The sequence below is a fragment of the Luteibacter sahnii genome (assembly GCF_034063545.1).
GTDB lineage: Bacteria > Pseudomonadota > Gammaproteobacteria > Xanthomonadales > Rhodanobacteraceae > Luteibacter > Luteibacter sahnii.
The window spans coordinates 53,637-80,357 of sequence record NZ_JAQLOK010000002.1 but is presented as its reverse complement, the minus strand read 5'-3'; the positions used below and the strand labels follow the sequence as shown (position 1 = coordinate 80,357).

Here is a 26,721-nt window from a genome sequence, read left to right as displayed (position 1 = left end):
AAGAATCCGTTAATTATAGCCCCGTGGCGCGTTGCCGCGCCAACCCATTCGCGCCGGGCCCGATGGCCTCAGATCCCGAGTGGTCTTATCTCCCACGCGGGCTCCGCCCGCTCCCAGACTTCGTCGAAATACGCCGTCAGGCGAGAGGTCTGGCCGGGTTCGTCGAGGGCGCCTTCCGCCTCGAAGCGGGAGGCCACCGGCCTGAACAGAAACGCACCGGCCTCGTCGGTGAGGAACGCCGATCCGTAGCGCAGGTGCATCTCGTCGGTCGGGACGCGGATGGCGATCGCCGTCGGCAACCGCTGGGCCAGCGCGATCAGCCGGTGGCCATCGCGGTGCGCCCGGTTGGCGTCGTGGGTGAGGATACGGATGCGGGCCTGGCGACCGCTGGTGGCGAGGCGCCGCACTTCGGCCAGCGCGGCGTCGCTTTCGAGCAGTCCCGGCTCCAGTGACGGCACGTAAACGCAGACGCGGTGGTGTGCCTGCGCGAGCAGGCGGACATGGGCGGCCTCCAGCCCGGCACGGTCGTCGGCATCGAGCTGCGGCGGCACCCCGTCGCTCACCGGCGGCGGCCCTTGCGCACGGCCACCATCCCGTCGTTGACCAGGGCCAGCAGAAGCGCCTTTTCGACGGCACCGGGCGGGTGCTCGAATGCGACATCGCGTTCGGCCGCCAGGCGTTCGGCGAGGTCGACCGGGCAAGCATAGGCATGGCCGCTGACAAACAGGGTGGCGTCTTTGCGGCCACGGACCCAGGCCACCCGGGCATAAGGATGCCGAGTGACGCCCGCGCCGCCGTCGAGGGCCTTTTCCAGGGCGGCGAGCGTGGTGGGCTTGGGCGGTGCCACGGGTTCCTGCGCGCTGCGATAGCGGGTAATGAAGCGGCCGAACCAGTCGGCGAGCAGGTCGCGGTCGAGGGCGGCCGCGAAGGGCAGGGCCTGGCGGACGCGATTCAGCGCGGCGGCGTCGATCTCGCCCGCTCGCTTGGCCGGGGCGAGGTCTGGGTCGGTGTAGCGCAGCTCGTCAGGCATCCGCTCGGCGAGAAAGTCGGCGAGGTCGCCGGTCAGCTCGGCCTGCGAGGGCGCGCGCATGCCCACCGACAGGGTCATGCAGTTGCCGATGGCGACGCCGTCGTGGGGCACGCCCGGGGGCAGGTAGAGCATGTCACCCGGCTCGAGGAGCCATTCGTGGGTGGGCTCGAAGGTCTTCAGCTGCTTGAGTTCCACGTCGTCGCGGAAGTCCAGCGGGGCATCCGGATCGTCGCTGATCGCCCAGTGGCGCTGGCCGAGGCCCTGGAGCAGGAACACGTCGTACTGGTCGACGTGGGCACCCACGCCGCCGCCGTCCTCGGCGTAGGAGATCATGACGTCGTCCACGCGCCAGCTCGGCAGGAAAGCGAACGTGTCGAGCAGGGCGGCCACGTCGGGGTCCCATTTGTCGACGTCCTGCACGAGGAGAGTCCAGTCGCGCTTGGGGGTCTTGCCGAACTGGGCCTCGTCGAAGGGGCCGGTTTTCACTGTCCAGCGGTCGCGTTTTTCGTCATGCACGATGAGGCGGGCGAGCACGCCTTCCTCGCAGGCGAGGCCCGCGAGGTCGTCGGGCTCGATCGGTGCCACGAAGTCGGGAAACGCGTTGCGGATGAGCAGCGGGCGCTTCTGCCAGTAGTCGCGCAGGAACTGCGTGGCGCTCATGCCGAGCGGCTGGCTGGCGCTACCGCGCACTTCGAGGGGGAGGGCTTTGCGGGAGGGAGTCGGGATGGCCATGGGCGGCATTGTAGCCGCAGGTCATCCGTCGGCATCCGGTCCCGGAGCGATCGCGATCCCCGCGCGGTCCCGTCCGTCTCAGACCGCCCGACCCTCTCCCACCGTACGGGCGTCGACCCGGTCCGCTGCCGGATCGGCGGGCTCCCAGTGGCGCGGCGCCACCTTGGCCTCCAGCGCGTGCAGGTCGATGTCCTTCACCGACACCGGGCGGTAATCGTCGCCGAAGGCCACGTCGCCGAGACGCCATCCGGCCCGGCAGGTCACCGCACCCCAGAAGCGGCGGAACGCCGCCCAGTGAAGGCCGACGAGGCCCTTGTCGTTATCCGCGTCCACCATCGGGTCGCCCACGCCCGTGGGACGGATGGGTTCGCCGTAGAGCGCGGTGCCGAAGATCACGTCCCAGATCGAGAACACCTGTCCGAAATTGCAGTTGTGCAGGGTGGGGCGATCCGGGTCGACCAGCATGTGGTGCAGCCGATGGAACACCGGCGACACCAGCAGGCGATCGAATACCGGTCCGAAGCGTACGCGGACGTTGGCATGGGAAAAATTCTGCACCAGTTCGCCCAGCAGCATCAGCCAGGCGAAGTCGACCGGGGCGACGCCGATCACCACGCCCACGCCGGCCAGCACCATCGACTGCAGGAAGCCGTCGACGAGGCTGCCGCGATCGTTCGTCCAGCAACTCATCTGCCGCGTGCTGTGGTGCATGCTGTGCAGCGCCCACCACCAGGGCAGCGCATGCTGCAGGCGATGCATCCAGTAGTACACCAGGTCGTAGATGGCATAGTAGACGATGAACAGCGCCAGCGGATGGTGGGCCAGTGCGGGAATAAGGTGGGTGATGCCCAGCAGCGAGGTGTCGCCCGGGCTATCGTCGCCGCCGCCGAAGTAGTTGCTGATCGGCGTGAGCACCAGGTAGCTGAACATCGGGAAGATGCCAAGCAACATCATCAGCGTGTACTGCCAGTCGACCCGGGTCAGGCGACGGTCGGTCCATGTCTCCGCCGGTACCAGCGTTTCGAGCGGGCGGAAGAGGAAGGCGATGATGCCCACCTGTAGCAGCGAGATGAGGATGGCTTCGGCGATTTCGCGTGGATCGCCGGCCAACCCGTCGAGGTGGAGCATGTGGAGGAAGGGCGCGACGGCATGGAGGCTCGTTGCGTCGACCAGTTGGGACCACGGCGAAAGCATGGGCGGAACCTCGTGCGACGTGCACGGCATGCCTACATGCACGCCGTCGGTGACATCATATTAAGCTTCACGCCTCTTTCATTGGGCTTTCCCCCATGCGACACACCCGTGGCCTCGTCGTCGAGGTCCGTGTCGGCGCCGCCATCGCGCCGATGATCGGCGAACTGGCGGCACTGCGTATCGCGGTCTTCCGCGACTGGCCCTATCTCTACGACGGCGATGAAGCGTACGAGCGGGATTACCTCGCCGCCTACGCCGCGTCGTCCCGGGCGGTCTGCGTGGTGGCCCGCGAGCCCGGCGGCCGTGCCGTAGGCGCTTCCACGGGAATGCCCCTGGCTGACGACGCCGAGGCGTTCCACGCGCCGTTCCTGGCGCGAGGCGTGCGCCTGGACGACGTGTTTTACTTCGGCGAGTCGGTGCTGCTGGCGCCGTGGCGCGGTCGCGGCGTGGGACATGCCTTTTTCGATGCGCGCGAAGCGCATGCCCGGTCGCTCGGCGGCTTTCGCCAGACCGCTTTCTGCGCGGTACGCCGGCCTGCGGACGACCCCAGGACGCCCGCGGGGCACCGCGGCAACGAGGCGTTCTGGCGCCAGCGCGGCTACGGCCCCGCGCCGGGCATGGTGTGCACGTTGGCGTGGAAAGACGTGGGCGATGCCCATGCCAGCGAGCACACCCTCGACGTCTGGGTACGCCCTCTCGAAACCGGAGACCCCGCATGAGTCGCTCACTGGCCGACTGGCTCGATTACCAGGAGCGCGTCCATCCCGTGGGCATCGACCTGGGCCTGGACCGCGTGGCCGCCGTATGGCGCGCCATGGGTGCGCCCCGTCCCGCACCGATCGTCATCACCGTCGGCGGCACCAACGGCAAGGGCTCCACCGTCGCCCTGCTCGAGGGCATGTTGCGGGCGGCGGGCTACCACGTGGGTTGCTACACCTCGCCGCACCTCCTCCGCTACAACGAACGCATTCGTCTCGATGGGACGGAGGCGTCGGACGAGGCGCTGGTGGGCGCCTTCGAGCGCATCGAGGCGGCACGTGGCGACATACCGCAGACCTACTTCGAATTCGGCACGCTCGCCGCGCTCGACCTGATGGCGCGCGCCGGCCTGGACGTGGCCCTGCTCGAGGTGGGTCTGGGCGGCCGGCTCGATGCCGTCAACATCGTCGACGCCGACGTCGCTGTCGTCACCACCATCGATCTCGACCACCAGGCCTGGCTGGGGAGCGATCGCGACAGCATCGGCCGCGAAAAGTCCGGTATCGCCCGCGCCGGGGTTCCCGCCGTCGTCGGCGAACAGGATCCCCCCGCCGGCCTCCTGGGTGCGCTCGAGGCCATCGGCGCAAAGGTGACGCGAGCCGGGCAGGATTACCGGATCGACGTCCATGACGACGGCACGTGGTCCTGGACGCACCGCGACGGCACTACTCACGTGTTGCCGCGACCGGCGCTCGACGCGCCGGTGCAGTCCGCCAATGCCGCCACCGCGATCGCGGCCCTCCATGCGCTGGGTCCGCGTGTCGACGTGCCGCCCGGTGCGATCGCGCGGGCGATGCGTGCCGTGCGGGTGGCCGGGCGCCTGCAACGGATCGCCGAGCGGCCGCTGACCCTGGTCGACGTGGGGCACAACCCGCAGGCGGCCCGCGCCCTGGCGGCGTGGCTCGACGCCACGCCGCGGATGGGGTTGGTGCGGGCGGTCTATGGCGCGTTGGCCGACAAGGACACCACCGGTGTGCTCGCCGCCCTGGGCGACCGGGTGGCCCACTGGTACCTCGCGGGACTGGTGCGGGACACCCCGCGCGGTCTCAGCGGCGATGCGCTGGCGGCCCGTCTCGTCACCGTCCTTCCCGACGCCGCGCACGAGGTCTTTCCGGATGTCGCCTCCGCCTGGGAGGCGGCGCGTTGCTCGGCCGGCCCGGATGACGTGCTGCTGTTGTTCGGTTCCTTTTTCGTCGCCGGCGCGGCACTGGCGTCCGCGTAGGTGAACGCGTCGTGGCGTCGCGCGCCGGGCGCCCGTCATTGCCGGTTATAATCGCGGCGATTCGCTTCGCGACGGTCGTATGGAGACTTCATTGAAAACACGCCTGGTGGGTGCCGCCGTGCTGATCGCTCTCGCGGTCCTGATCGTGCCGATGTTCTTCTCCAGCACGCCGCCCAAGGGCGACGCGGAGCAGTCGGTGAGCCTGGCGATTCCGCCCGCGCCCGATCGCGAACTGCAGTCGCGTACGCTCGACGTCTCGCCCAACGGTTCCGGTGCCGTCTCCGCGCCGCAGCCGGTGCCCTCGCAGGCTCCCGCCCAGGCGCAGCCCGCGTCGACGCCGCCCGCCACGGTGACGCCGGCGGCCGGTGGCAATCGCCTGGCCGCGGTCGACATCGCCTCGCGCAAGCCGGCGGATGCGTTGCCGGAAGACTTCGCGAACGCGCCTGCCACCAAGCCGGCCCCCGCGCCCGCCAAGCCGGCCAAGGCGCCTGCCGCCGCGACACCCGCGCCGTCCCCGGCACCCGTGGCCGCCACGCCGCCCGGCACCGCGGCGCGCGGCAGCTATTCGCTCAATCTCAGCGCCTACGCCGACCGGTCCAAGGCCGATGCCCTCGTCCAGAAGGTGCGCGCGCTGGGCTATCCGGTAAGCACGGCCTCGATCAACCAGGGCGGCAAGGCGCTCACGCGCGTCACCGCCGGGCCCTTCGACACCCGCACGGCGGCCGAGGCGGCGCGCCTGAAGATCACCTCCGCCGTCCCGGGCGCGCCGGCGTCGCTGTCGAGCCACGCCGAGACGGCCACCGCCGACGCACCGCCGCCGTCCCGTCCCGCGGCGGCCGCGCCCGCCCAGGCCGCGGCGGCGGTACCGGCCGCGCCGGTTCGCGCCGGCGGTTTCGCGGTGCAGGTCGCGGCGGTCAGCAGCGAAGCGGAGGCGGGGCGCCTGCGCGACAAGCTGCGCGGCGCCGGTATCCCGGGCTACGTCGACACCATCGCCGCCAGTGGCGGCGCCAAGCTCTGGCGCGTGCGCGCCGGCCCGCAGGCGCAGCGCGACGACGCCGTCCGCCTCAAAGACCAGATCAAGGCCAAGGTCGGCCTCGACGGCGTCGTGGTGACGGCGCCGTAAGGCGCCTCGTGGCCATGCAAGGGGAGGCGCTCCGATGAACTGGGCCGATTACGTCATCCTGGCCGTCCTGTTCATTTCGGTCTTGATCGGCCTCGCCCGGGGCCTCATTTCCGAAGTGCTCTCGCTGGTGATCTGGGTGGTGGCGTTCTGGGCCGCCTGGACCTTCGGTCCCGTCCTGGCACAACGCTTGGAGTCGTCAATTTCGCTGCCCATGGCGCGAATCGGCATCGGCTACGGTCTGTGCTTCGCGGGCGTGCTGGTCATCGGTGGGCTGTTCCGGTTCCTCGTGTCCCGTCTCATCGCGAGTACGGGCGTGGGCGGGCCCGATCGTCTCCTGGGCATGATGTTCGGCCTGGTCCGCGGCATTCTCATCGTGAGCCTGGTCGTCTTCATGCTCAACTTCACGCCGCTGCCCAACGATCCCTGGTGGCGGCAATCGGCCATGCTGGCCCAGTTCGCCGCGCCGGCGGCCTGGCTCGGCGAGCAGGTGCCGTCGAACGTCCGTGGTTACCTGCACCCCCCGGCGGCGCTGCAAGACATTAAAATGCCCAACGTCCAGCTTCCCAGCCGGGACGACCTGATGAAGCTCCGTGACCTGACGATCCCCGGTCAGGCCCCCGCGCAACGACCCAACGACTCACCGGCCCGGTCCTCCACCTCGGCCTCCTTGTAGGAAGACAACTCCCATGTGCGGAATCATCGGCATCGTCGGTACCACGGAAGTGGCATCGGCCCTGTATGACGGCCTGACCGTCCTGCAACATCGCGGGCAGGATGCCGCCGGTATCGCCACCGTGGACGGTGCGCGCCTGCGCCTGCACAAGGGCAACGGGCTGGTTCGCGACGTGTTCAACTCGGCGGGCGTGAGCAAGCTGCGCGGGCGCATCGGCATCGGTCATTGCCGTTATCCGACCGCCGGTTCGGAAGGCATGGAAGAAGCCCAGCCGTTCTACGTCAACTCGCCGTACGGCATCGCATTCGCGCATAACGGCAACCTCGTCAACACCGAGACGCTCCGTCGCGAGATGTTCGAGGACGACCGCCGCCACATCGATACCGATTCGGATTCCGAAGTGCTGCTCAACGTGCTCGCGCACGAACTGCAGGTGGACGACCGCGGCGATCTCACGCCCGAACACGTGTTCAAGGCCGTGTCGCGCGTGCACGCCCGGGCGAAGGGTGGCTACGCCTGCCTGGCGCTCGTATTGGGTTACGGGCTCATCGCCTTCCGCGATCCCAACGGCATCCGTCCGCTGGTGCTGGGCGAGCGCGTCACCGCTGAAGGCCGCGAGTACGCGGTCGCTTCCGAATCGGTGGCGCTCGACGTGCTTGGCTTCAAGCGCGTGCGCGACATCGCGCCGGGCGAGGCGGTGATCATCACCGACGGTGGCGAACTGCATGCGCGTCATTGCGCCGAAGGTGCCGAGCATTCGCCGTGCATCTTCGAGTACGTGTACCTGGCCCGTCCGGATTCGATGATCGAAGACGTCTCCGTCTACAAGGCACGCCTGCGCATGGGCGAGAAGCTTGCCGAGAAGATCCTGCGCGAGCGCGGCCCGGACCACGGCATCGACGCGGTCATTCCGATTCCGGACACCTCGCGCACGGCGGCGAGTTCGCTGGCGCAGGCGCTGGGCGTGCCCATGCGCGAGGGTCTGGTGAAGAACCGCTATGTCGGCCGCACCTTCATCATGCCGGGGCAGGGTGAGCGGGTGAAATCGGTCCGTCGCAAGCTCAACGCGATCGACCTGGAATTCCGCAAGAAGAACGTGCTGCTGGTGGACGATTCGATCGTGCGCGGCACCACGTCGCGGCAGATCATCCAGATGGCGCGCGACGCCGGCGCGAAGAACGTCTTCTTCGCCTCGGCGGCGCCGCCGGTGCGTTTTCCGAACGTCTACGGCATCGACATGCCGGCGGCATCCGAGTTGGTCGCCGCCGGTCGAACGGTCGAAGAGGTGGAGAAGGCCCTGGGTGCCGACTGGCTGGTCTACCAGGATCTCGAAGACCTGATCTGGGCGGTGTCCGACGGCAACGACGATCTGAAGACCTTCGACACCTCCTGCTTTTCGGGGGAGTACGTGACCGGCGTCGACCGCGACTTCCTGCAGCAGCAGGAGGCCCTGCGTTCCGACCTGGCCAAGCACGAGCGTCGCAGCGCCTGACCTCGGGCGACGGCATGCACGACCTGCACGCGGCCGCGCGGCGTTGCCTCGACGCCGCCGACCCCGCCGAGAAGGTGCGGCTGACGCACGAGGCGTGGCAGGCACTGGAGGCAGGGCGGCTGCGTCCCGACGACGCGTCGCCCGCCGCGCTGCCGATCGGCCCGCCGGGGCGTCCGGCGCGGCCTCGCCTGGTGTCGCCTCGCGACCTGGCGCAACGCGGCCTCGGCTCGTCCGAGGGGCGTGCCGCGCTCGTGCACGCGATAGCGCATATCGAATTCAACGCGATCGATCTGGCGTGGGATGCGGTGTACCGCTTTCGCGGCAAGTCCGACGACTACTACCGCGACTGGGCATCATGCGCCCACGACGAAGCGAGGCATTTCACGATGCTGTCCGAGCGCCTGGCCGAACTGGGGCATGCCTATGGCGACTTCGATGCGCACAACGGTCTGTGGGACATGGCCGAAAAAACGGCGCACAGCGACATCGCGCGCATGGCGCTGGTGCCGCGCGTGCTCGAGGCGCGCGGCCTCGACGTGACGCCTGGCATGATCGAACGCCTGCGTCGGCAAGGCGACGACCGTACCGTGGAGATACTGGCCGTGATCCTGCGAGAGGAGGTCGCGCACGTGGCGGCCGGCACGCGGTGGTTCCACGACTGCTGCGCGCGTGACGGCATCGACCCGGAAGCGACCTTTGCGCGCCTGCTCGACGAGTACATGAACGGGTCGCTGCGCGGGCCCTTCAACGTGGAGGCACGGCGCGAGGCGGGGTTTTCCGAGGCGGAGATCGCCTGGTTGGGTACGCTCGGGTAGATACGGCCGGGGTGCTCCCAAGCGACGATCCCCTCAGTCTCCAAGACATCGTCGCACCGGCGCAAGCCGGTGCCTACGGCCACCGTGTTCGGCTATCGCGGTAGCCCGTTCCTGCCGCCAGGCGCGCCGGAGCGGACGCCTTCCTCGTTCAGCCGAATGCCAGCCCGCGCAGTTCGATCGACGCTCCGTCGATCCGCAACACCGAGCCATGGTCGTACCAGTCGCCCAGCACGATGCGTTGCGCGGGCGCGCCGTCGATCGTGAGGTCGTGGATCGCGGGACGGTGGGTGTGCCCGTGCACGAGGCGGCTTACGCCTGCGCGGCGCATCGCATCCTTCACGGCGTCCGGGTTCACGTCCATGATCGTCTCGTCGATGCGCCCGGTACGCGACTTGCTGTCATCGCGTGCCTTGGCCGCGAACGCGCGTCGCGCCGCGAGGGGCATGGCGAGGATCTGCTGTTTCCATGTATCGGTACGCACCTGGGCACGCACGGCCTGGTACTCGGTATCGTCAGTGCAGAGCAGGTCGCCATGCATCAGCAGCGTCGGCACGCCCTCGACGTCGTGCACCGTTCCGTCGTCGAGCAGGGTCATCCCCGCACGCTCGGCGAAGGCCTGCCCCAGCAGGAAATCGCGGTTGCCGACCATGAAATACACGGGTACGCCACGATCGCTCAGCTTGCGTGTCGCCGCAGCGATGCGGCGAGGCAGTTCGGCGTCGTCGTCATCGCCGATCCATGCTTCGACCAGATCGCCGAGGATGTACAACGCCGTGGCCGAACGGACCTCGTCCGACGCGAGGTAGCGTTCGAAGAGTTCGGTGACGGACGGACGGGCCTCGTCCAGGTGGAGGTCGGCGATGAACAGCGTGCTCATGCGGCCTTCTTGTCGGCCTTCTTCTTCGGGGCGGCCGCCGGTTTGGCGGGTGCCGCCTGGACAGGCGCCTTCGCGCTCGACGCGGCGGCCGGCGCGGCCTTCTGTTCGCCCACCACGCTGGCGGTGTCGATGATCACCAAGGGGTTGGGCACGTCGCCGACGAACGGGCCCTGCGCCCGGGTCGGCAGCTTCGCGATCTTGTCGATGGTGTCCATGCCGCTGACCACCTTGCCGAACACGGCGAAGCCCCAGGTCAGGCCGCTCTGGTTGCTTACGTAGTCGAGGCGGCGGTTGTCGACGAGGTTCACGAAGAACTGTGAGGTGCCCGAATTGGGATCGGTGCCCCGCGCCACCGCCACGGTGCCGCGCAGGTTGGACAGCCCGTTATCGGCCTCGCTGGGAATCGGCGCGCGGGTGCGGCGCTGCGTCAGGTCGCGGCTGTAGAGGCCGCCTTGCACCATGTAACCGTCGACCACGCGATGGAACACCGTGCCGTCGTAGAAGCCGTCGCGCACGTACTGCAGGAAGTTGGCGACGCTCTTGGGCGCCTTCTCAGGGTAGAGCTCGACGGTGAAATCGCCCTGCGTGGTATGCATCAGCACTCGCGGATGCTCCACCGGCCCCTGGGGCGCGGCTTCCGGCTTGGCGGCCTGCTGGGCCAGGACGGCGGCGGGCAGGGCGAGGAGAAGGGCGGCGAGGGCGGTTCTGAGCATGGCGGACCGGCGGACACGGCGGGACAATCCGCCCATGATACGCCCGTTTGCTCCGAATGCTCTGAACCGCGTCATTCGCTGACGATCTCGAGCTCCAGCCCGAGTTCGGCCATCGGCTCGCGTTCTTGCTCGAGGTCGGCCTCGGTGAGCGGGTGTTGGTCGAGCCAGTCCGCGGGCAGCGAAAGGCGCAGGCGCTGGCGCGTCGCCGCCACGCGGATGCGCGGCAACGCCTCGGCGCGACGCGCCCGGCGGAACAGCACGCCCAGGCGAAGAATGGCCGTGATGTGCCGGGCCAGTACGCGATAGCGCGCGGGCAGCGCCGCGATAACCGACTTCTCCGGCTTGCGCCGGTGGCATTCGACGATCGCCGCGAGCAGTTGTTGTTCCTGCCGCGAAAAACCGGCCATGTCGGCGTGGCGCAGGATGTATGCGCCATGGCGTTGGTGCTGGCTATGCGCGATGGCGAGGCCCAGTTCGTGCACCCGGGCGGCCCAGAGGAGCCACTCGCGCGCGTCGTCGTCGAGCTTCCAGGCCTTGGTGAGCTGGTCGAAGAGCGACAGGGCCGTGGTTTCGACGCGGCGCGCCTGGGCCCGATCCACGCCATAGCGGCCGGCGAGGGATTCGATGCTCGCCATGCGCGGGTCGGTGCCGGCGGAGCGGCCGATGAGGTCCCAGAGCAGGCCCTCGCGCATCGAGCTTTCCGACACGCGCAGCCGTTCGATGCCGAGGGCCTCGAAGGCCGCCTCGAAAATGGCCACGCCCCCGGCGAACACCTCCGCCCGGTCGTCCGTGAGCCCGGGCAGCTTCAGCGTGGCCGTAACACCCTGTTCGATGATGGCCTCACGCACCGCGGCGAGGGCTTCAGGCGTGATGCCGTCATCGGCAAGCTTCATGGCCCGCACCACGGAACCGATGGCCTTGGCCGTGCCCGACGAGCCGTAGGCGTCGGCCCAGCCGGCCTCGCGGTATTCCTCGGCGAATTGCTGGAGCAGTACGCCGATCTCGCGACGGGCTTTCTGCCAACGTTTGCGGGTGATCTTGCCGCCGGGGAAGAAGCGCAGCGTGGACGCGATGCAGCCCACCTGCACGCTTTCGGTGAGCAGCGGCGACGTGCCGCGGCCGATGATGAATTCGGTGCTGCCGCCGCCGATGTCGATCACCAGACGGTGGTCGCGCGACGCCGGCAGGTCGTGGGAGGCGCCCAGGAAGATCAGGCGACCCTCCTCGCGTCCGGAGACGATTTCCACCGGATGGCCCAGCGCCGCTTCGGCGGCGGAAAGGAACGCGTGGGGCGAGGCGAGCCGGCGCACGGTGTTGGTGGCTACCGCGCGCACGTGCAGAGCGGGGATGCCGGCGATGCGCTGGCCGAAACGGGCCAGGCTCGCCAGCGCGGCCGCGCGATGATTCGCATCGAGCGTGCCGTCCGGGCGCAGGCCCACGGCCATGCGCACGGAATCGCGCAGGCGATCGATCACGCGGGGCTCGCCGTGTTCATAGCGTGCCACCACCATGTGGAAGCTGTTGGAGCCCAGATCGACCGCGGCGAGCAGTTCGCCTTCGTTGATCTGCGATTTACCTGATGTGGCCAAAAGGAAATATCCGCGGCAGGTTTTACGGGGATTCTGTCATGTCCACGCGGGAAAGACCTAGCGCCGGCGTCACATCGCGCCTGCGTGCCTTCGGCATCGCCGACAGCGCGAACAGCAGCACGCACAGGAAGCCGAACACCCAGTAATCCGTGGGCGCCGGTCCCCACCAGTGCCGGTGCCACGGCACGTCGGCGGGATCGAACCGGGCCAGCCCGAAGGCGGGGTTCAGGATGAACCACAGGCCGTCTTCCACGACCCAGAACAGCATCACGCAGGCGATGACGCGCACCTGGGCACGCCAGCTCCAGAAGCCGCGGAAGATCATCGGAAAATGAAAGAACAGCGCGATGAACGGAAACACCCAGGCGTGATAGCCGGTCATCGGCCGGCCCCCCCAGAAGAGGTCGAGCCACCAGCGGTTTTCGATCCGCCAAGTAGGCAGGCTCGTCGCCCAGCCGTGCGCCCCTTCGATCTCGACTTCGACATGCGCGAAGAAAAAGGCCAGCAGCATGGTGAACACCGCGGTCGCCAGCACGGCGGCCACGCGACGGTGGGGCGAATGACTCATGTGGCATCCAGGTGGGCGAGCACGGTGTCGATCACGTGGCGCGCCGCGTGCGGACGCCCGATGGCGCGCGCGCGTGACGCCATCGCCGCCAGGCGCCCGGGATCGTCGCGCAATTCGCGCAGTCGCCAGGCGAGGGCGACGCCGTCGATGGCTTTCCACGCGGCGCCTTGTTCGAGCAGGTAGTCGGCGTTGCGTTCTTCCTGCCCGGGGATCGGCGCGTTGACGACCATCGGCAGGCCCATCGCCAGGCACTCGGACGTGGTGAGCCCGCCCGGCTTGGTGATGGCGAGATCGCTGCAGGCCATCAGACGTTCGACGTGCGGGGTGTAGCCCTGGGGGAAAAGACGGCCCGCGTGTCGGCTGGCGGCGAGGCCGCGCAGCCGTTCGAGCATGTCGGCGTTGCGGCCGGCAAGCACCACGAGCTGAAAGCCGTCGGCCGATGTGAGCAGGGTGTCGGCGAGCTGGTCGAGCGCACCCACGCCCGCGCCGCCGCCCATCACCAGGTAGGTCGGCACGGCGGGGTCGATGCCGAAACCGGCCGCCAGCGCGTGGCGGTCGTGCGCCTGGGCGAAGGCGGGCATCACGGGGATGCCGGTGTCATGCACGCGATCGGGCGGCAGGCCTACCGCCCGCATGCGATGGGCGATCTCAGGACTGGCCGCGAAATAGCCGGCCATGGCCGGCACCACCCACATGCGGTGCAGGTCGAAATCGGTGACCTGCAGGTAAACGGGCGCGGTGACCCGGCCTTTGCGGATTTGCCGCATCAGCATCTCGGCGGGAAGAAAGTGCGTGCACACGATGGCATCGGGGGCGAATTGCGCGATCGCCGTGCGCAGGCGGCGCGTGTTGAGCCGCTCGATGGTGCGCCGCATGCGCTGGGTGACGGCATCCGGGCGCGCGTCGCCGGTGATCCGGTAGAGCATGCCCCACAGGCGCGGGTAGCGTGTGATGAGGCTGAGGTAGAAGTCGGCGTAGATGCGCCGGAAACTCGGCGGCACATAGTCCATCACGTCGAGATGGCGTGCTTCCACCGCCCGCCCGTCGGCGGCGAGCGCGGCGACCGTCGCGTCGAGCGCGTCCGCCGCGCGGACATGCCCGGCACCCGCGGACACCGACAGGAGCAGGATGCGCCGTTTCACCCGCAGTAACTGACCAGGAGCGCCTGCTGGGCGCTGTGGGGAAGCTCGCCGGTGGCCGGCTCGCGACGCGTGTAGCGTCCGTCGGCGCCGAGCAGCCAGGCCTGGGTGTTATCGCGCAGGTAAAGGTCGAGCGTTTCGGTGTAGACCCGGTCCGCGAGCGCAGGGTCGAGGATGGGCACGCCGATCTCGATGCGGCGCATCAGGTTGCGCTCCATCCAGTCGGCGCTGGCGCAGTAAAGCTCGGGCTGGCCGTCGTTGCCGAACCAATAGACGCGGCTGTGTTCGAGGAACCGGCCGACGATCGAGCGGACCCGGATGTTGTCCGACACGCCGGGCACGCCCGGCCGTAGCGTGCAGGCACCGCGGACGATGAGGTCGATGCTTACCCCCGCTTGCGAGGCGCGATACAGCGCCTCGACCACGTGGGCCTCGTTGAGCGCGTTGAGTTTGGCCACGATGCGACCCGTGCGGCCGTTGCGCGCGTGCTCGATCTCGCGCTCGATCCGGGCCATCACGCTGCTGTAGAGCGTGAACGGCGAATGCAGCAGGCGCTTGAGCTGGATCATCGGGCCGAGGCCGGACAACTGCTGGAAGATCTTGTGGATGTCCTCACCGATCTCCGGGTTGGCGGTCATGAGGCCGATGTCGGTGTAACCGCGGCTGTTGCCGGTGTGGTAGTTGCCGGTGGACAGGTGCACGTAGCGCCGCAGCGTGCCGCTCTCGCGGCGCACGATGAGCATCATCTTTGCGTGCGTCTTGTAGCCCACCACACCGTACACGACCTGCACGCCGGCCTCCTGGAGGCGGACGGCCAGGCCGATGTTGGCTTCTTCGTCGAAGCGCGCGCGCAGTTCGACCACGACGGTGACATCCTTGCCGTTGCGCGAGGCATCCACCAGCAGGTCGACCAGGGGCGAATCCTTGCCGGCGCGATAGAGCGTCTGCTTGATGGCGAGCACGTCGGGATCCTGCGCGGCCCGACGCAGCAGGTCGACCACCGAGGCGAACGATTCGTAAGGGTGGTGTAGCAGCACGTCGCGGGTGCCGAGCACGTCGAACTCGTTCACGCCCTTGCCGAACGCGGGCGACAGGCGAGGCGTGAAACGCGGGTATTTCAGTTCGGGCCGGTCGACCTGGTCGTAGATCTGGCTCGCACGGATGATGTTCACCGGGCCGTCGCAGCGGTAGACGTCGGCGTCTTCCAGCTGGAAGTTATGGATGAGCATGTCGGCGATCGCGCGCGGGCAATCCGCGCCGACCTCCAGTCGCACCGGGCGCGCATAGCCTCGGCCGGCCAGCTCTTCGCGCAGGGCGTGCGCGAGGTTTTCGACCTCGGTTTCTTCCACCACCAGTTCGCTGTTGCGCGTGACCCGGAACTGGTAACTGGCGCACACCTCGAAACCGGGGAAGATCTCGTCGGCGAACGCCTGGAGCACCTCGGCGAGGAAGACGAAATCGTTCGCGTCGCCGGAGACCTCGGCGGGCAGGCGGATGATGCGTGGCAGCGAGCGCGGCGCGCGGACCAGCGCCATGTGCCCCTCGCGGCCGAAGGCGTCGCGGCCCTTGAGCACCACGGCGAGGTTCAGGGTCTTGTTGAGGATCCGGGGGAACGGATGCGCGGGATCCAGCCCCAGCGGCGAGAGCACCGGCATGATCTCGTTCTGGAAATAACCCAGCAGCCAGCGGCGCTGCTTGTCCGTCCAGCGGTCGCGGGTCAGGAAGCGGATGCCTTCGTTTTCCAGCGCCGGGCCCAGCACGTCGTGCCAGATCGCGTAGATCTCGGCCACGAGCTCGAGCGCTCGTTCGCGCAGCCGGGTCAGGATCTCGCCCGACGACAGGCCGTCGGCACCCGGCGTGGCGACGCCGAGGGCGTGCTTGTGCTTAAGCACGGCGACGCGTACCTCGAAGAACTCGTCGAGGTTGTTGCTTACGATCGTGAGGAAGCGAAGCCGCTCCAGCACCGGGACATCCGGATCGCGGGCTTGCGCCAGCACGCGGAAATTGAACTCCAGCGCGGACAGCTCGCGATTGATGTACAGCTCGGGGGCGTCGAGGTCGACGGCGTGACGGGGAGGCGGTGGCGTGGCTTTCATGGCGTCCGATGGTCGCGCATCGGTCATCGCGCCGCAAAGCGGCGCCGCAGCAAGCCGGCGGGACGCTCGTGCCATCCGGTCAGTACGGCACGCCCGCGGCGGCCGCCTCGGCCGCCTGCGTCCCGCGCAGGAGGCGATCGGGGCCGAACACGCAGGCGAAGGTGGACCCCTTGCCCGGCTCGCTCTCGATGGCGAGGCGGGCCTGGTGAAGGTTGAGCACATGCTTGACGATCGACAGGCCCAGCCCCGTGCCGCCGGAATCGCGCGAACGGCTCGACGACACCCGGTAGAACCGTTCGGTCAACCGCGCGATGTGCGCGGCCGGAATGCCGAACCCGCTGTCCTGCACCGAGAACGTGGCGCCGTCGCTTTCGGAGGGTGCCCAGCGGATGGCGATGCGGCCGCCGGTGGGCGTGTAGCGCACGGCATTGCTGACCAGGTTGGAAAACGCGCTGTGCAGGTCTTTCGGCGAACCGAGCAGGTCGATCGGCGCGACGACGTCGAGCGTGACGGTATGCCGCCCCTGGCTCAGCGCCTCGGCTTCCTTACGCAGGCTGGCCAGCAACGGAACCATCTGCACATGTTCGTCGGCCACGTGGTCCTGCGTTTCCAGGCGCGACAGCGTGAGCAGGTCTTCGACGATCTGGCCCATGCGCTTGGACTGCGCACGCATTTCGTCGAGCACCGGCGCCAGCTCGGGCACGTCTTCGGGGTCGAGCAGTTCGAGGTAGCCGTGGATCACCGTCAGCGGCGTGCGCAGTTCGTGCGACACGTTGGCGACGAAGTCGCGGCGGATCTGTTCCAGCCGCGTAAGGTGGCTGGTGTCGCGGGCCAGCAGCAGGCGCTGACGGCTGCCGAAGGGCAGCAGGGTAGCGGTGACGTGGCGGTTCGGATGCCCCGGCGCGGTGACGTCGTTGAGCGGTTCGCGTGCGCCGTCGATCCACCAGGGGGCCAGTTCCGTGTGACGCAGCAGGTCGCTCATGAGTCGGCCACGGTCGCGCGGACGCTTCAGGCCGAGCAGTTCCTCCGCGGCGTGGTTGAACCAGCGCACGTGTTGCGAATGGTCGAGCAGGACCACGGCGTCGGGGAGGGTCCCGGCCGCGCTGCGCAGGTCGCGCAGGCGGGAGGCGATACGGCGGGTGCGAGTCATCAGACGGTCACGTTCAGGGTGGGGCGTTACGGACGATTGCAACATTGGCCCCGACTTGTGACGGAACAGCGACAGCAGCGCGACGGTTTGCGCCACGGCGACCGCCGCCACGCCCGTCGACACCGAGCCCGCCACGCCGCCGGCCAGCGCGCCCAGGACAAGCAGCGCGGCGCAGGTGGCGGGCAATCGCCAGGATGTCAGGAAAGCTTGGAACATACGGATCGGCCGATGACAGTCTGGTGGGTCGCACCATAGCGCGACCGTACCGCGGCAGCCTAGGGCCGGCCCGCTGGCCTCAGGTATTGGCCGAGAAACGGTAGCCCGCTCCGCGGACGGTTTGCACCATCTCGTCGAGCTTCCACGGCTCCAGCGTCTTGCGCAGGCGGCGGATATGCACGTCGACCGTGCGCTCTTCGACGTAGACGCTTCCACCCCACACGTGATCGAGCAATTGCGCGCGCGAGTACACGCGCTCGGGGTGCGTCATGAAGAAGAACAACAGGCGGTATTCGGTGGGACCGATGGGCACGGCTTCCTCGCCGGCGAACACGCGATGGGCGGGGCCGTCGATCCGCAGGCCGCCCAGCTCGACCACGCCGGAACCGTCGTCGCCCTGGCTGCGGCGGAGCACCGCCTTGATGCGGGCGATCAGTTCGCGGGTGGAGAAGGGCTTGATGACGTAATCGTCGACACCCGCCTCCAGGCCGTTGACCCGGTCCATCTCTTCGCCGCGGGCGGTGAGCATGATGATCGGGATTTCCCGCGAGAGCTCTTCGCGGCGCAGCCGGCGGGCCAGTTCCAGGCCGCTGGTGCCCGGGAGCATCCAGTCGAGCAGGATCAGGTCGGGCACCCGCTCGGAGATGGCCATCTGGGCGGCGCGGGCGTCGGCGGCGTGAGCCGCGTCCATGCCCGCCTTGCGAAGCGCGAACGCGACCATGTCGCGAATCGAAGCTTCGTCTTCCACGATAAGAATGCGCTTATGCACGCGTTGGACCGCTCGTTGGCTGTGACGGTCATATTGCAGCCGGGCTCTGTTACACGGCAATGACAACCGTCACATTGTACGTCTCAGTTGACATGAGAGCGGTATCAATGGCTGCCGCCGACCGCCACCTACTGGCTGCGGCCGTCCGGGTTGTCGTCGGTGGCGACCCGTTTCTTGCGCAGCTCCAGCAGCAGCGGCGTGAGGTCGGCGATGCGGGCCTGGATGCGCGAACGCTGGTAGTAATCCAGGTCGTTGCGCTTGAGCAGGCGCTTGAGCTGTTCCATGGCGTCGAACGGTCGTCCCGCCAGGTACGCGGCGTCGGCATATGCTTCGGCCGAACGCACGGTGTCGCCGGAGCGCTCGCTGGCCAGGGCGTAGGTGCGGTAGAAATCCGGGTCGCTGCTGTCGTCGAGCAGCGGGCGCAGCATGTTGGCGGCCTGACGGGCGTCCTCGGTGCGGCCGGTGCCCGCCAGCGCCTTGGCGTAACCGAGCAGCACGGCCCGGTTGCGCGGCGAATTGGCGTGGAGTTCCTTGTAGATCGCCATCGCATCGCCGCTGCGGCCGGCACCCATGTAGGCGTCGGCGAGCGCCAGGCGGAGCACCAGGCTGTCCGGCTGGCTGGCCAGGAGGGGCTTGAGCTGGTCGACGGCCTGCGTCGCCTGGTCGGTGCGGATCAGGGCCAGGGCGTAGCCGTAGCGGTTGGCGGCGTTGTCGAAGTCGCGACGCTTGAGGTTGGTGGCGTAGTAGGTCAGCAGGGGGTGGTCGTCGTTGGACAGCACCCGCACGCGTTCGCGCATCAGCGCGTAGGTATCCGCGGCGCTGTTGGCCTGGACCTTGCCCGTGGCGCTGACCAGGGTGGTCGGGTCCTTGACGAACAGCACCGGGGCGGTGTTTTTCTCCCAGGTGGCCTTGTCGAGCGTGGGCTGGACGGGACGATTGGCCATGCGCTGCTTGAGCGCGCCGGCGCGGGCCTTGGCATCGCTGATGCGGTCGAGCGTCACCGGGTGGGTCTGGAGAAATGCCGGGAGGGATTCCTGGCCCTGGCCCACGCGGAGGGTGTCCTGCATGCGGCCGAAGAAGGCCGCCATGGCGTCGGGGTCGAAACCGGCGTTGGCCAGCGTCTGGATACCGACGCGGTCAGCTTCGATTTCGTCCTTGCGGGTGAAGTTGATCTGGCGCTGGGCGAGCAGGCCCTGGCCGCCCAGCAGCACCGCCGGGGCGGCGTCGGCCCCCGCGCCGCCGGCCCCGGCGGCGATCGCGCCCAGGAGTACGAGGGCCAGGAGCGGGGCGTCCTTCTTCGAGGCTTCGAACGCCCGGTAGAGGTGGTTCTGGTTGATGTGGCCGATTTCGTGCGCGATGACGCCCGCCAGCTCGCTCTCGCTCGAGGTGATGTCGATCAGGCCCGCGTTCACGCCGATGTAGCCGCCGGGCGCGGCGAACGCGTTGATCTGGTTGTCCTTGACGATGAAGAACGTGAAATGGTCTTTGGGTCGCTCGCTCGCGGCCACCAGGCGGAAGCCCAGGTCGTTGATGTACTGGTCGAGCAGGGCGTCGTCGACGGTCAGGTCGAGCGCGTGCATCTGGCTGAGCATCATCGCGCCGTACTGGTCAGCCTCGCGCGGACTGATCAGCGCGTTCGCGGAGCTGCCCAGGTCCGGCAGGCGGATGTTGTCCTGCGCGCCCGCCGTGAGGGTGGCGGCGGTGCTGGCAGCGATGAGGGCGAGTCGTGGCAGGAGAGGGCGCATACGACGGGCGACGATACCATTAGCGGATGGCCCTGGGCGGGCGACGGGAATGGGACAGTCATCCGTCATGCGGGTTCGCTTGCTTGTAAAATCGGACCCGCGGCGCCATTTTGCGCCTATCGACGCACAGAGACACGGTTTTATGTCTAGCCCCGAGATCACCATCTATTCCACGGCCGTTTGCCCCTATTGCGTGGCGGCGAAGAATCTCCTCAAGGCCAAGGGCCTGGCCTGGGACGAGGTCCGCATCGACACCGACCCCGCCCAGCGCGACGTGATGCTGCAGAAGAGCGGCGGTCGGCGCACCGTGCCGCAGATCTTCATCAACGGCACCCACGTGGGGGGCTTCGACGACCTGGCCGCGGCCGACCGCGACGGTCGCCTGGCCCAGATCCTGGGGGCGGCGCACTGATGGCCGGCAACGATCGGGTCGAGGGGTTCACCGCTTTCCGCAAGCGGATGAACGAGCGGATCCTCGCCGAAGACAACCAGGTGGTGCGCCGCTTCTTCGCGCTTGACACCCAGACCTACCGGGACGGTGCGCTCGACGTCAAGACCAAGGAAATGCTCGGCCTGGTCGCCTCCATGGTGCTGCGCTGCGACGACTGCATCAGCTACCACGTGGCCCAGTGCAAGGAGGCGGGCGTCAACCGCGACGAGTTCTTCGAGGTGTTCAGCGTGGGCTTGGTCGTGGGCGGCTCCATCGTGATCCCCCATCTGCGCCGGGCCGTCGATTTCCTCGATTCGCTCGAGAGCGAGGCCCCCGCGGATGCGGCGGCCTGCCCGGATCACCCTGGCGCCTGACCGGGTGCATCCTTGAAGGAAGCGGGTCGGATCGCCGATAATTGAGCGATTTTCTTCCCCGTGCACGCTTTTTCGCGTGTACCCCCGCTTCCTTCAGGAGTATCCCCCATGAGCAAGACCATTGCCGTGATTCCCGGCGACGGTATCGGCCCCGAGATCATGGACGCGACCATCCGCGTCCTCGATGCCCTCGACTGCGGTCTGACCTACGACTACGTGGACGCGGGCATGGTCGCGCTCGAGAAGCACGGTGACCTGCTGCCGCAGGCCACGATCGACGCCATCGCCAAGCACACCGTGGCGCTCAAGGGCCCGCTGACCACTCCGATCGGCGGTGGCTTCACGTCGATCAACGTCACGCTGCGCCGCAAGTTCGATCTCTACGCCAACGTGCGCCCGGCGATCAGCTTCCCCGGCACCAAGGCGCGCTACGACAACATCGACATCATCACGGTGCGCGAGAACACCATGGGCGCGTACATGGCCGAAGGCCAGACGCGCGAGGGCGAAGGCGACAACGAGGTGGCCGTCTCGGTCATCCGCAACACCCGTCCCGGCATGGAGCGCATCTGCCGCTACGCCTTCGAGATGGCCCGCCAGAAGGGCCGCAAGAAGGTTACCGCGGTGCACAAGGCGAACATCATGAAGACCTCGTCGGGCCTGTTCCTCGACGTCGCGCGTGAAGTGGCGAAGGATTTCACCGATCTCGAATTCAGCGAGATGATCGTCGACAACGCCTGCATGCAGCTGGTGATGAACCCCTACCAGTTCGACGTGATCGTCACCACCAACCTCTTCGGCGACATTCTCTCCGACCTCTGCGCCGGCCTAGTCGGCGGCCTGGGCCTCGCGCCGGGCGCCAACATCGGCAAGGATGCCGCGATTTTCGAAGCCGTGCACGGTTCGGCGCCGGACATCGCGGGCCAGAAGAAGGCCAACCCCTGCGCGCTGCTGCTTGCCGCGGCCGACATGCTCGACCACCTCGACATGGTGTCCAAGGCGACGCGCCTGCGCAAGGCGATCAGCGACGTGATGAATGCCCGCGACCGTACCACGCCCGACGTGGGCGGCACCGGCACCACCGACACCTTCGGTGACGCGATCGTCGAGCGGATTCGCGCGACGGCGTAAGTCCTCAAAGAAAACCCCGCGCAAGCGGGGTTTTTTTCAGGTGGTGGCTCCGTAGCGAGTCGAGGTGGCGGGCGCCTGCCGCGATCAGTCTCGAACGAAGGGGTACGGCGCGAGGAAGATCAACCAGATCGCCAGCACAATACCCACGTATTTCAGCAGGCGGAACAGTGTCGGGTTCGCTTTCTTGAAACGCCGGGTGCGCTCGCGCCCGCGCTGGTTCAACGCGAACATGCGATTGACGAAGCCCACCTGCTCCTGGCCGTCATCGCTGTTGGGCGAGGCGGTGATGGAACCCATGAACGCACCCACGCGTTTGTTGACGGCGTTCATCAGGCGGCTCTTGAGCGGGCGCTCCACGTCGGCGAAAAGGATCACGCGGGTCTGGTCGGTGCGGTTTTCCGCCCAGTGCACGTAGGTCTCGTCGAAAACGACATCCTTGCCATCGCGCCAGGCGTGCATTTCGCCGTCCACGAAGATGCGGCAGTCGTCCGAATTGGGCGTGATCAGGCCCAGGTGGTAACGCAACGACCCGGCGAAGGGATCACGGTGCGGATTGAGCTTGCTGCCGGGCGGGAGGAGGGCGAACATCGCCGCCTTCACGCTCGGGATCGAGTTCAGCAGCTTGACCGTTTCCGGGCAGAGGGTTTCGGCCGAGGCCAGCGGCTCGCCGTACCACTTCAGGTAAAAGCGCTTCCAGCCCTGCTTGAAGAAGGAATTGAACGACGCGTCGTTGTGTTTTTCCGCCGCACGGATGAACCCCTCGTCGAAAAGGTGGGCGGCTTCTTCGCGGATGGTCTCCCAATTGACCTGGAGGAGGTCGAGCTGCGGAAAGCCGCGGCGATCGAGGATGGGACGTGCCGGGACGGCGGAAAACGCATACATCAACAGGTTGTATGGCGCGAAGATGGCGGAGTGATCGACCAGCTGGCGATCGAAGCGCAGGCGCGAGCGGCCGCGCAGGTGTACCCGCAGCACGCAGAGCGTGAACAGGATCAGCACGTAGAGGACGATAAAGCGAGGTCCCAGGAAGTTCATGGTGTCGGACTCGGCATGGACAGGCGATACGTCAGGCCGGATGCCGGGCGTATCAGCGCTTTATAGGATACTCCTGCCCCCGTGGCCTAGCACGCGCGCGGTGCCTGCGCCGGGGCGCCAGGCGCGTTGGAACGCCTTGTTGACCCAGGCGCTGGCGCGTCGGACAGCGGCGTGCGGCGATGTGCCCCTGGCCAGGTAGGCCGCGATCGCCGACGCGAGGGTGCACCCGCTGCCATGGCCTTCGAAGGGCAGTCGGGGGTAGCGGGTCTCGATGACGCCCGAGGCGTCGTAATAGCGATCGATGACGTCGGTGCCTTTGCCGTGGCCACCCTTGAGCAGCACGCCGGCGGCCCCCAGGGCGAGCAGGTCTGCTCCCGCTTCGTCCACCGCCCGCCCGATCCGGCGACCCAGCAGCGCTTCGGCTTCGGGCAGGTTCGGCGTGAGTATGTCGGCCAGCGGGATAAGTTCATCGACGAGCGCACCCATGGCGTTCTCGTCGAGCAACCGGGCGCCGCGGGTGGCGATCATGACCGGATCGACGACGAGCCACGCCGGGCGGCGCATGCGCATCGTCCGGGCGACGAGCCGCGTGAGAGCCGCGCTCCCGAGCATGCCGGTCTTGACCGCGGCGATGGGGAAATCGGCGAAGACCGCATCGATCTGGCTGCGCACATGGGCGGCAGGCAGGGTGTGCACCGCGCTTACCCCGAGGGTGTTCTGCGAGGTGACAGCCGTGATGGCAGTCAGCCCGTGCGTGCCGAGCGCCTGAAACGTCTTCAGGTCGGCCTGGATACCGGCCCCGCCACCGGAGTCCGAGCCGGCGATGGTGAGCGTGTTCGGTTTGGCTGTCATACGCGAAGCATAGTCGAGCACCCGTTCTTCGAGACGTGGTCGCCGTGGGCGCCGACCTACGCCGGTGCGACGGTTTCCGTGCGTAACGTGTCGCGAGGGAAAATGCCTAAAGCAGGCTCTCGTAAAGATCGTGCCACTGCGGATTCTCCGCCTCGATGAGCCGACGTTTCCACGCGCGATGCCAGTGCTTCAGGGCTTTCTCGCGAAGCATGGCGCAAGCCATGACCTCGTGTACCTCGAACCACGCCAGGCGTGTTACCCCGAACCGTTTCGTAAACCCGTCGACGCCCGCCTCGCGATGTTGCCAGACGCGCTGCACGAGATGACTTGTCACGCCGAAGTATAGCGTGCCGCGATAACCGCTCGCGAGCAGGTAAACACACAGGTGTCCTTTCCAACCGCTCTCTCCGTGAATAAGGACGCGGGCCTCATGCCCGCGTCCTGAACTCACCCTACAGTGCCTCGGACGCGAAATCCGCCAGGCGCGAGCGTTCGCCACGCCGTAGCGTGATGTGTCCGGAATGGGCCCACAGCTTGAACCGGTCCACGGCGTAGGTGAGGCCCGACGTGGTCTCGGTGAGGTAGGGCGTGTCGATCTGCTCCACGTTGCCGAGACAGACGATCTTCGTGCCGGGACCCGCACGCGTGATCAGCGTCTTCATCTGCTTCGGCGTCAGGTTCTGCGCCTCGTCGATGATGAGGTAGCGGCTGAGGAACGTGCGCCCGCGCATGAAATTCAGCGAGCGGATCTTCACCCGCGAGGCGAGCAGGTCGTTCGTCGCCTGGCGACCCCACGAGCCGCCTTCCTCGGGGTTGGCGAGCACCTCGAGATTGTCGGTGAGCGCGCCCATCCACGGCGTCATCTTCTCTTCCTCCGTGCCTGGCAGGAAGCCGATGTCCTCGCCCACGGAAACCGTGGCGCGGGTCATGATGATTTCGCGGTAGCGCTGTTGATCCATGACCTGGGCAAGGCCCGCGGCGAGCGCGAGCAACGTCTTGCCGGTGCCCGCGGTGCCGAGCAGGGTCACGAAGTCGACGTCCGGATCCATCAGCAGGTTCAGCGCGAAGTTCTGCTCGCGGTTGCGCGCGGCGATACCCCATACGCCGTGTGCCGCGTGGGTATGGTCGTCGAGCAGCACGAGTCGGGCGCGACGGGCGTCCTCGTCGCCGTGGACGTCCAGCACCCGCAGTTCGACGTCGTTTTCGCCGGGCATGTAAAGGCACTGGTGCGGATACCAGTCTTCGCCCTCATGCATGTCCATGTCGTAGTAAGTGCGCCCGCGCTCGTTCCACGAGCGCACTTCGGGATGACGGTTCCAGAAATCTTCCGGCAGCGCGTCGGTGCCGGTGAAGAGCAGGGCGAAATCGTCGAGCGCGCGATCGTTCTCGTAGTCCTCGGCGTCGATGCCGAAGATCGATGCCTTGATGCGCAGGTTGATGTCCTTGGTGACCAGGATCACCGGACGGTCCGGGAACTGGTCGCGCAGGTCGATCACCGCCGCGAGGATCTGGTTGTCGGCCTTGCCGTTGCCATGGCTGGCGCGCTGTTGGAAAAACAGCCGCCCCACGGCGCCGCGCTTGAGCTTGATCCCCTGTGGATTGGCCAGTTCGAGGCCGTCCTTCAGCGGGCCGCCGCGCTCGATCAGCTCGTTGATGAAGCGGCTCACCTGGCGGCCATTGCGCGAGACTTCCGAGCCACCTTTCTTCTTTTCGTCCAGTTCCTCCAGCACCGTCATCGGGATGAAGACGTCGTGCTCCTCGAAGCGGAACAACGACGTCGGATCGTGCAGCAGCACGTTGGTATCGAGGGCGTAGATGCGCTTGCTTCCGTTCATGCGGAAGTGACCTCATGCGGAGGTGGCGAAACCCGGCCGATGCAAGGCCGGGGGAGGGTGCCGCGTGACGCGGTGGCCGTCACGCGGAGGGGATGCTCTCGAGCACGGCCTGGGCATGGCCGGGAATCTTCACGCCACGCCACTCGGCGGCAAGCCGGCCATCGGGGCCAATCAGGAAGGTGCTGCGCACGACGCCCATGTGGCGTTTGCCGTAAAGCACCTTTTCGTGGATGACGTCGAATGCCTTGCACCACGTTTCGTCGGCATCGGAAACGAGCGGAAACGGCAGTTCATGCTTGGCGGTGAAGTTGGCGTGCGATCGTGCCGAATCGCGGGATACGCCGATCACCTCGGCACCGCGTGCGCGAAATTGCGCATAGAGATCGCGGAAATCCTTCGCCTCGTTCGTGCAGCCGGGCGTGTTGTCCTTGGGATAGAAGAACACCACGACCCATTGCCCCGAGAGGGCAGGGAGCGACAGCGTGCCGCCGTCGCCGAGGTGGCCTTCCAGTGCGGGTACCGTCTTGCCCTTGTCGATCATGCGTGCCTTGTTCGTCAGAATTTCACCGGATCCATGATGGCGTCGAGATTGAGGCCATCGCACAGCTCGAGGAAGTCGTCGCGCAGCGCGGCGATATGGGTTTCGGAAGGGATACCGATCGTGATCTGCGCCTGGAACATCTCGGCGCCCGTCTGCATCGCCTGGTAGCGCATGGACGAGAGCTGCTCCACGCTGATGTCGCGGCGCGAGAAGAACTCGATGATCTTCACCAGGATGCCCGGCCGGTCGGCGGCGATGACTTCGACGAGGTAAGGCAGAAGGTGCGCCGTGGGTTCGCGAGGTGCCGTGCGGTAGTGGACGATCTGCAGGTCTTCGTCGCGGGCCAGCTTGCCCACCGCGGTTTCGAGTTTCGCCACGGCGTCCCAGGCGCCGGAGGCCAGGAGCATCACGGAGGTGTCGTTGCCGATCGTGGAGACGCGGGCGTCGGCCAGGTTGCACCCGGAGTCGGCGATGCGTTTGGCGAGGGCGAGGATCGGCGCGCGATGCGCCGGCGACAGCGTCGAGATGAGGAGCTGGTTGTCGGTGGCGGCGCTGCGTGCTGCGGAACGATTCAAGATTTCACTACCCATGGCGCGACCCGCGGGGCGCGGGGCGTCGCTA

At 67.7% G+C, this 26,721-nt stretch carries 27 protein-coding genes; 9 read left to right on the top strand and 18 right to left on the bottom strand.

What is annotated here, in order from left to right:
- Nucleotides 1-68: 68 nt before the first annotated feature.
- From PI246_RS05600 to PI246_RS05590, 3 genes are all read right to left on the bottom strand, one after another.
- Nucleotides 69-563 (bottom strand): DUF7931 domain-containing protein, encoded by a 495-nt coding sequence (locus PI246_RS05600; protein ID WP_320550327.1) that lies wholly within the window; start codon nucleotides 561-563, stop codon nucleotides 69-71.
- Complete coding sequence (locus PI246_RS05595; RefSeq protein WP_320550326.1) at nucleotides 560-1,762, bottom strand: cupin domain-containing protein; 1,203 nt, start codon at nucleotides 1,760-1,762, stop codon at nucleotides 560-562. The genes PI246_RS05600 and PI246_RS05595 overlap by 4 nt, the downstream gene beginning before the upstream one ends.
- A gap of 78 nt (nucleotides 1,763-1,840) precedes the next feature.
- Nucleotides 1,841-2,956 (bottom strand): sterol desaturase family protein, encoded by a 1,116-nt coding sequence (locus PI246_RS05590; protein WP_320550325.1) that lies wholly within the window; start codon nucleotides 2,954-2,956, stop codon nucleotides 1,841-1,843.
- 95 nt (nucleotides 2,957-3,051) lie between these two features.
- On the opposite strand from PI246_RS05590, the gene PI246_RS05585 reads away from it, so the two are divergent.
- The 6 genes from PI246_RS05585 to PI246_RS05560 all read left to right on the top strand — a co-directional run bounded on the left by PI246_RS05585 (nucleotide 3,052) and on the right by PI246_RS05560 (nucleotide 9,040).
- Entirely contained in the window at nucleotides 3,052-3,675 is a 624-nt protein-coding gene (locus PI246_RS05585; protein ID WP_320550324.1) for a GNAT family N-acetyltransferase, read from the top strand.
- Entirely contained in the window at nucleotides 3,672-4,937 is a 1,266-nt protein-coding gene (gene folC / locus PI246_RS05580; protein ID WP_320550323.1) for a bifunctional tetrahydrofolate synthase/dihydrofolate synthase, read from the top strand. The genes PI246_RS05585 and folC overlap by 4 nt, the downstream gene beginning before the upstream one ends.
- 91 nt (nucleotides 4,938-5,028) lie before the next feature.
- Nucleotides 5,029-6,060 carry an SPOR domain-containing protein gene (locus PI246_RS05575; RefSeq protein ID WP_320550322.1) on the top strand — a complete coding sequence of 344 codons (1,032 nt, stop codon included), beginning with the start codon at nucleotides 5,029-5,031 and terminating at the stop codon, nucleotides 6,058-6,060.
- A gap of 34 nt (nucleotides 6,061-6,094) precedes the next feature.
- On the top strand, nucleotides 6,095-6,733 hold the full coding sequence (locus tag PI246_RS05570) for a CvpA family protein (RefSeq protein WP_320550321.1): 639 nt from the start codon (nucleotides 6,095-6,097) through the stop codon (nucleotides 6,731-6,733).
- A gap of 13 nt (nucleotides 6,734-6,746) precedes the next feature.
- A complete protein-coding gene (gene purF, locus PI246_RS05565) occupies nucleotides 6,747-8,225 on the top strand; it encodes an amidophosphoribosyltransferase (RefSeq protein WP_320550320.1) in 1,479 nt (492 codons plus the stop codon).
- Nucleotides 8,226-8,239: 14 nt separating this feature from the next.
- Nucleotides 8,240-9,040 (top strand): ferritin-like domain-containing protein, encoded by an 801-nt coding sequence (locus PI246_RS05560; protein ID WP_320550319.1) that lies wholly within the window; start codon nucleotides 8,240-8,242, stop codon nucleotides 9,038-9,040.
- 148 nt (nucleotides 9,041-9,188) lie between these two features.
- Here PI246_RS05560 and PI246_RS05555 read toward each other — a convergent pair whose 3' ends face one another.
- The 9 genes from PI246_RS05555 to PI246_RS05515 all read right to left on the bottom strand — a co-directional run bounded on the left by PI246_RS05555 (nucleotide 9,189) and on the right by PI246_RS05515 (nucleotide 19,902).
- Entirely contained in the window at nucleotides 9,189-9,917 is a 729-nt protein-coding gene (locus PI246_RS05555) for a UDP-2,3-diacylglucosamine diphosphatase (protein ID WP_320550318.1), read from the bottom strand.
- Nucleotides 9,914-10,630, bottom strand: a complete 717-nt coding sequence (locus PI246_RS05550; protein WP_320550317.1) for a peptidylprolyl isomerase — start codon at nucleotides 10,628-10,630, stop codon at nucleotides 9,914-9,916. The genes PI246_RS05555 and PI246_RS05550 overlap by 4 nt, the downstream gene beginning before the upstream one ends.
- Before the next feature lie 71 nt (nucleotides 10,631-10,701).
- On the bottom strand, nucleotides 10,702-12,219 hold the full coding sequence (locus tag PI246_RS05545) for a Ppx/GppA phosphatase family protein (protein WP_320550316.1): 1,518 nt from the start codon (nucleotides 12,217-12,219) through the stop codon (nucleotides 10,702-10,704).
- A 22-nt stretch (nucleotides 12,220-12,241) separates the two neighbouring features.
- The gene (locus PI246_RS05540; protein ID WP_320550315.1) at nucleotides 12,242-12,787 is read right to left on the bottom strand and encodes a hypothetical protein; all 546 of its coding nucleotides are present in this window, start codon (nucleotides 12,785-12,787) and stop codon (nucleotides 12,242-12,244) included.
- The gene (locus tag PI246_RS05535) at nucleotides 12,784-13,929 is read right to left on the bottom strand and encodes an MGDG synthase family glycosyltransferase (protein ID WP_320550314.1); all 1,146 of its coding nucleotides are present in this window, start codon (nucleotides 13,927-13,929) and stop codon (nucleotides 12,784-12,786) included. Before PI246_RS05535 ends, PI246_RS05540 begins: the two co-directional genes overlap by 4 nt.
- A complete protein-coding gene (ppk1, locus tag PI246_RS05530; RefSeq protein ID WP_320550313.1) occupies nucleotides 13,926-16,022 on the bottom strand; it encodes a polyphosphate kinase 1 in 2,097 nt (698 codons plus the stop codon). The genes PI246_RS05535 and ppk1 overlap by 4 nt, the downstream gene beginning before the upstream one ends.
- A 79-nt stretch (nucleotides 16,023-16,101) precedes the next feature.
- The gene (phoR, locus tag PI246_RS05525) at nucleotides 16,102-17,388 is read right to left on the bottom strand and encodes a phosphate regulon sensor histidine kinase PhoR (RefSeq protein ID WP_407069785.1); all 1,287 of its coding nucleotides are present in this window, start codon (nucleotides 17,386-17,388) and stop codon (nucleotides 16,102-16,104) included.
- A gap of 79 nt (nucleotides 17,389-17,467) precedes the next feature.
- Entirely contained in the window at nucleotides 17,468-18,157 is a 690-nt protein-coding gene (phoB, locus tag PI246_RS05520) for a phosphate regulon transcriptional regulator PhoB (protein ID WP_166949978.1), read from the bottom strand.
- A 128-nt stretch (nucleotides 18,158-18,285) separates the two neighbouring features.
- A complete protein-coding gene (locus PI246_RS05515) occupies nucleotides 18,286-19,902 on the bottom strand; it encodes a M48 family metalloprotease (RefSeq protein ID WP_320550312.1) in 1,617 nt (538 codons plus the stop codon).
- Nucleotides 19,903-20,044: 142 nt separating this feature from the next.
- On the opposite strand from PI246_RS05515, the gene grxC reads away from it, so the two are divergent.
- The 3 genes from grxC (at nucleotide 20,045) to PI246_RS05500 (ending at nucleotide 21,837) form a co-directional block, all read left to right on the top strand.
- Nucleotides 20,045-20,314, top strand: coding sequence for a glutaredoxin 3 (gene grxC, locus PI246_RS05510; protein WP_320550311.1), 270 nt, complete (start codon nucleotides 20,045-20,047; stop codon nucleotides 20,312-20,314).
- Nucleotides 20,314-20,706 carry a carboxymuconolactone decarboxylase family protein gene (locus tag PI246_RS05505; protein ID WP_320550310.1) on the top strand — a complete coding sequence of 131 codons (393 nt, stop codon included), beginning with the start codon at nucleotides 20,314-20,316 and terminating at the stop codon, nucleotides 20,704-20,706. Before grxC ends, PI246_RS05505 begins: the two co-directional genes overlap by 1 nt.
- A 108-nt stretch (nucleotides 20,707-20,814) precedes the next feature.
- Complete coding sequence (locus tag PI246_RS05500; RefSeq protein WP_320550309.1) at nucleotides 20,815-21,837, top strand: isocitrate dehydrogenase; 1,023 nt, start codon at nucleotides 20,815-20,817, stop codon at nucleotides 21,835-21,837.
- 84 nt (nucleotides 21,838-21,921) lie between these two features.
- Here PI246_RS05500 and PI246_RS05495 read toward each other — a convergent pair whose 3' ends face one another.
- From PI246_RS05495 to PI246_RS05470, 6 genes are all read right to left on the bottom strand, one after another.
- Entirely contained in the window at nucleotides 21,922-22,872 is a 951-nt protein-coding gene (locus PI246_RS05495; RefSeq protein ID WP_320550308.1) for an aspartyl/asparaginyl beta-hydroxylase domain-containing protein, read from the bottom strand.
- Between the two features lie 60 nt (nucleotides 22,873-22,932).
- A complete protein-coding gene (gene thiD / locus PI246_RS05490; RefSeq protein ID WP_320550307.1) occupies nucleotides 22,933-23,724 on the bottom strand; it encodes a bifunctional hydroxymethylpyrimidine kinase/phosphomethylpyrimidine kinase in 792 nt (263 codons plus the stop codon).
- Between the two features lie 106 nt (nucleotides 23,725-23,830).
- The gene (locus PI246_RS05485) at nucleotides 23,831-24,175 is read right to left on the bottom strand and encodes a GIY-YIG nuclease family protein (RefSeq protein WP_320550306.1); all 345 of its coding nucleotides are present in this window, start codon (nucleotides 24,173-24,175) and stop codon (nucleotides 23,831-23,833) included.
- Nucleotide 24,176: 1 nt separating this feature from the next.
- On the bottom strand, nucleotides 24,177-25,559 hold the full coding sequence (locus PI246_RS05480) for a PhoH family protein (protein WP_320550305.1): 1,383 nt from the start codon (nucleotides 25,557-25,559) through the stop codon (nucleotides 24,177-24,179).
- A 79-nt stretch (nucleotides 25,560-25,638) separates the two neighbouring features.
- Complete coding sequence (locus PI246_RS05475) at nucleotides 25,639-26,100, bottom strand: peroxiredoxin (protein ID WP_320550304.1); 462 nt, start codon at nucleotides 26,098-26,100, stop codon at nucleotides 25,639-25,641.
- Nucleotides 26,101-26,114: 14 nt separating this feature from the next.
- Entirely contained in the window at nucleotides 26,115-26,690 is a 576-nt protein-coding gene (locus PI246_RS05470; protein WP_320550303.1) for a glycine cleavage system protein R, read from the bottom strand.
- Nucleotides 26,691-26,721: the final 31 nt, after the last annotated feature.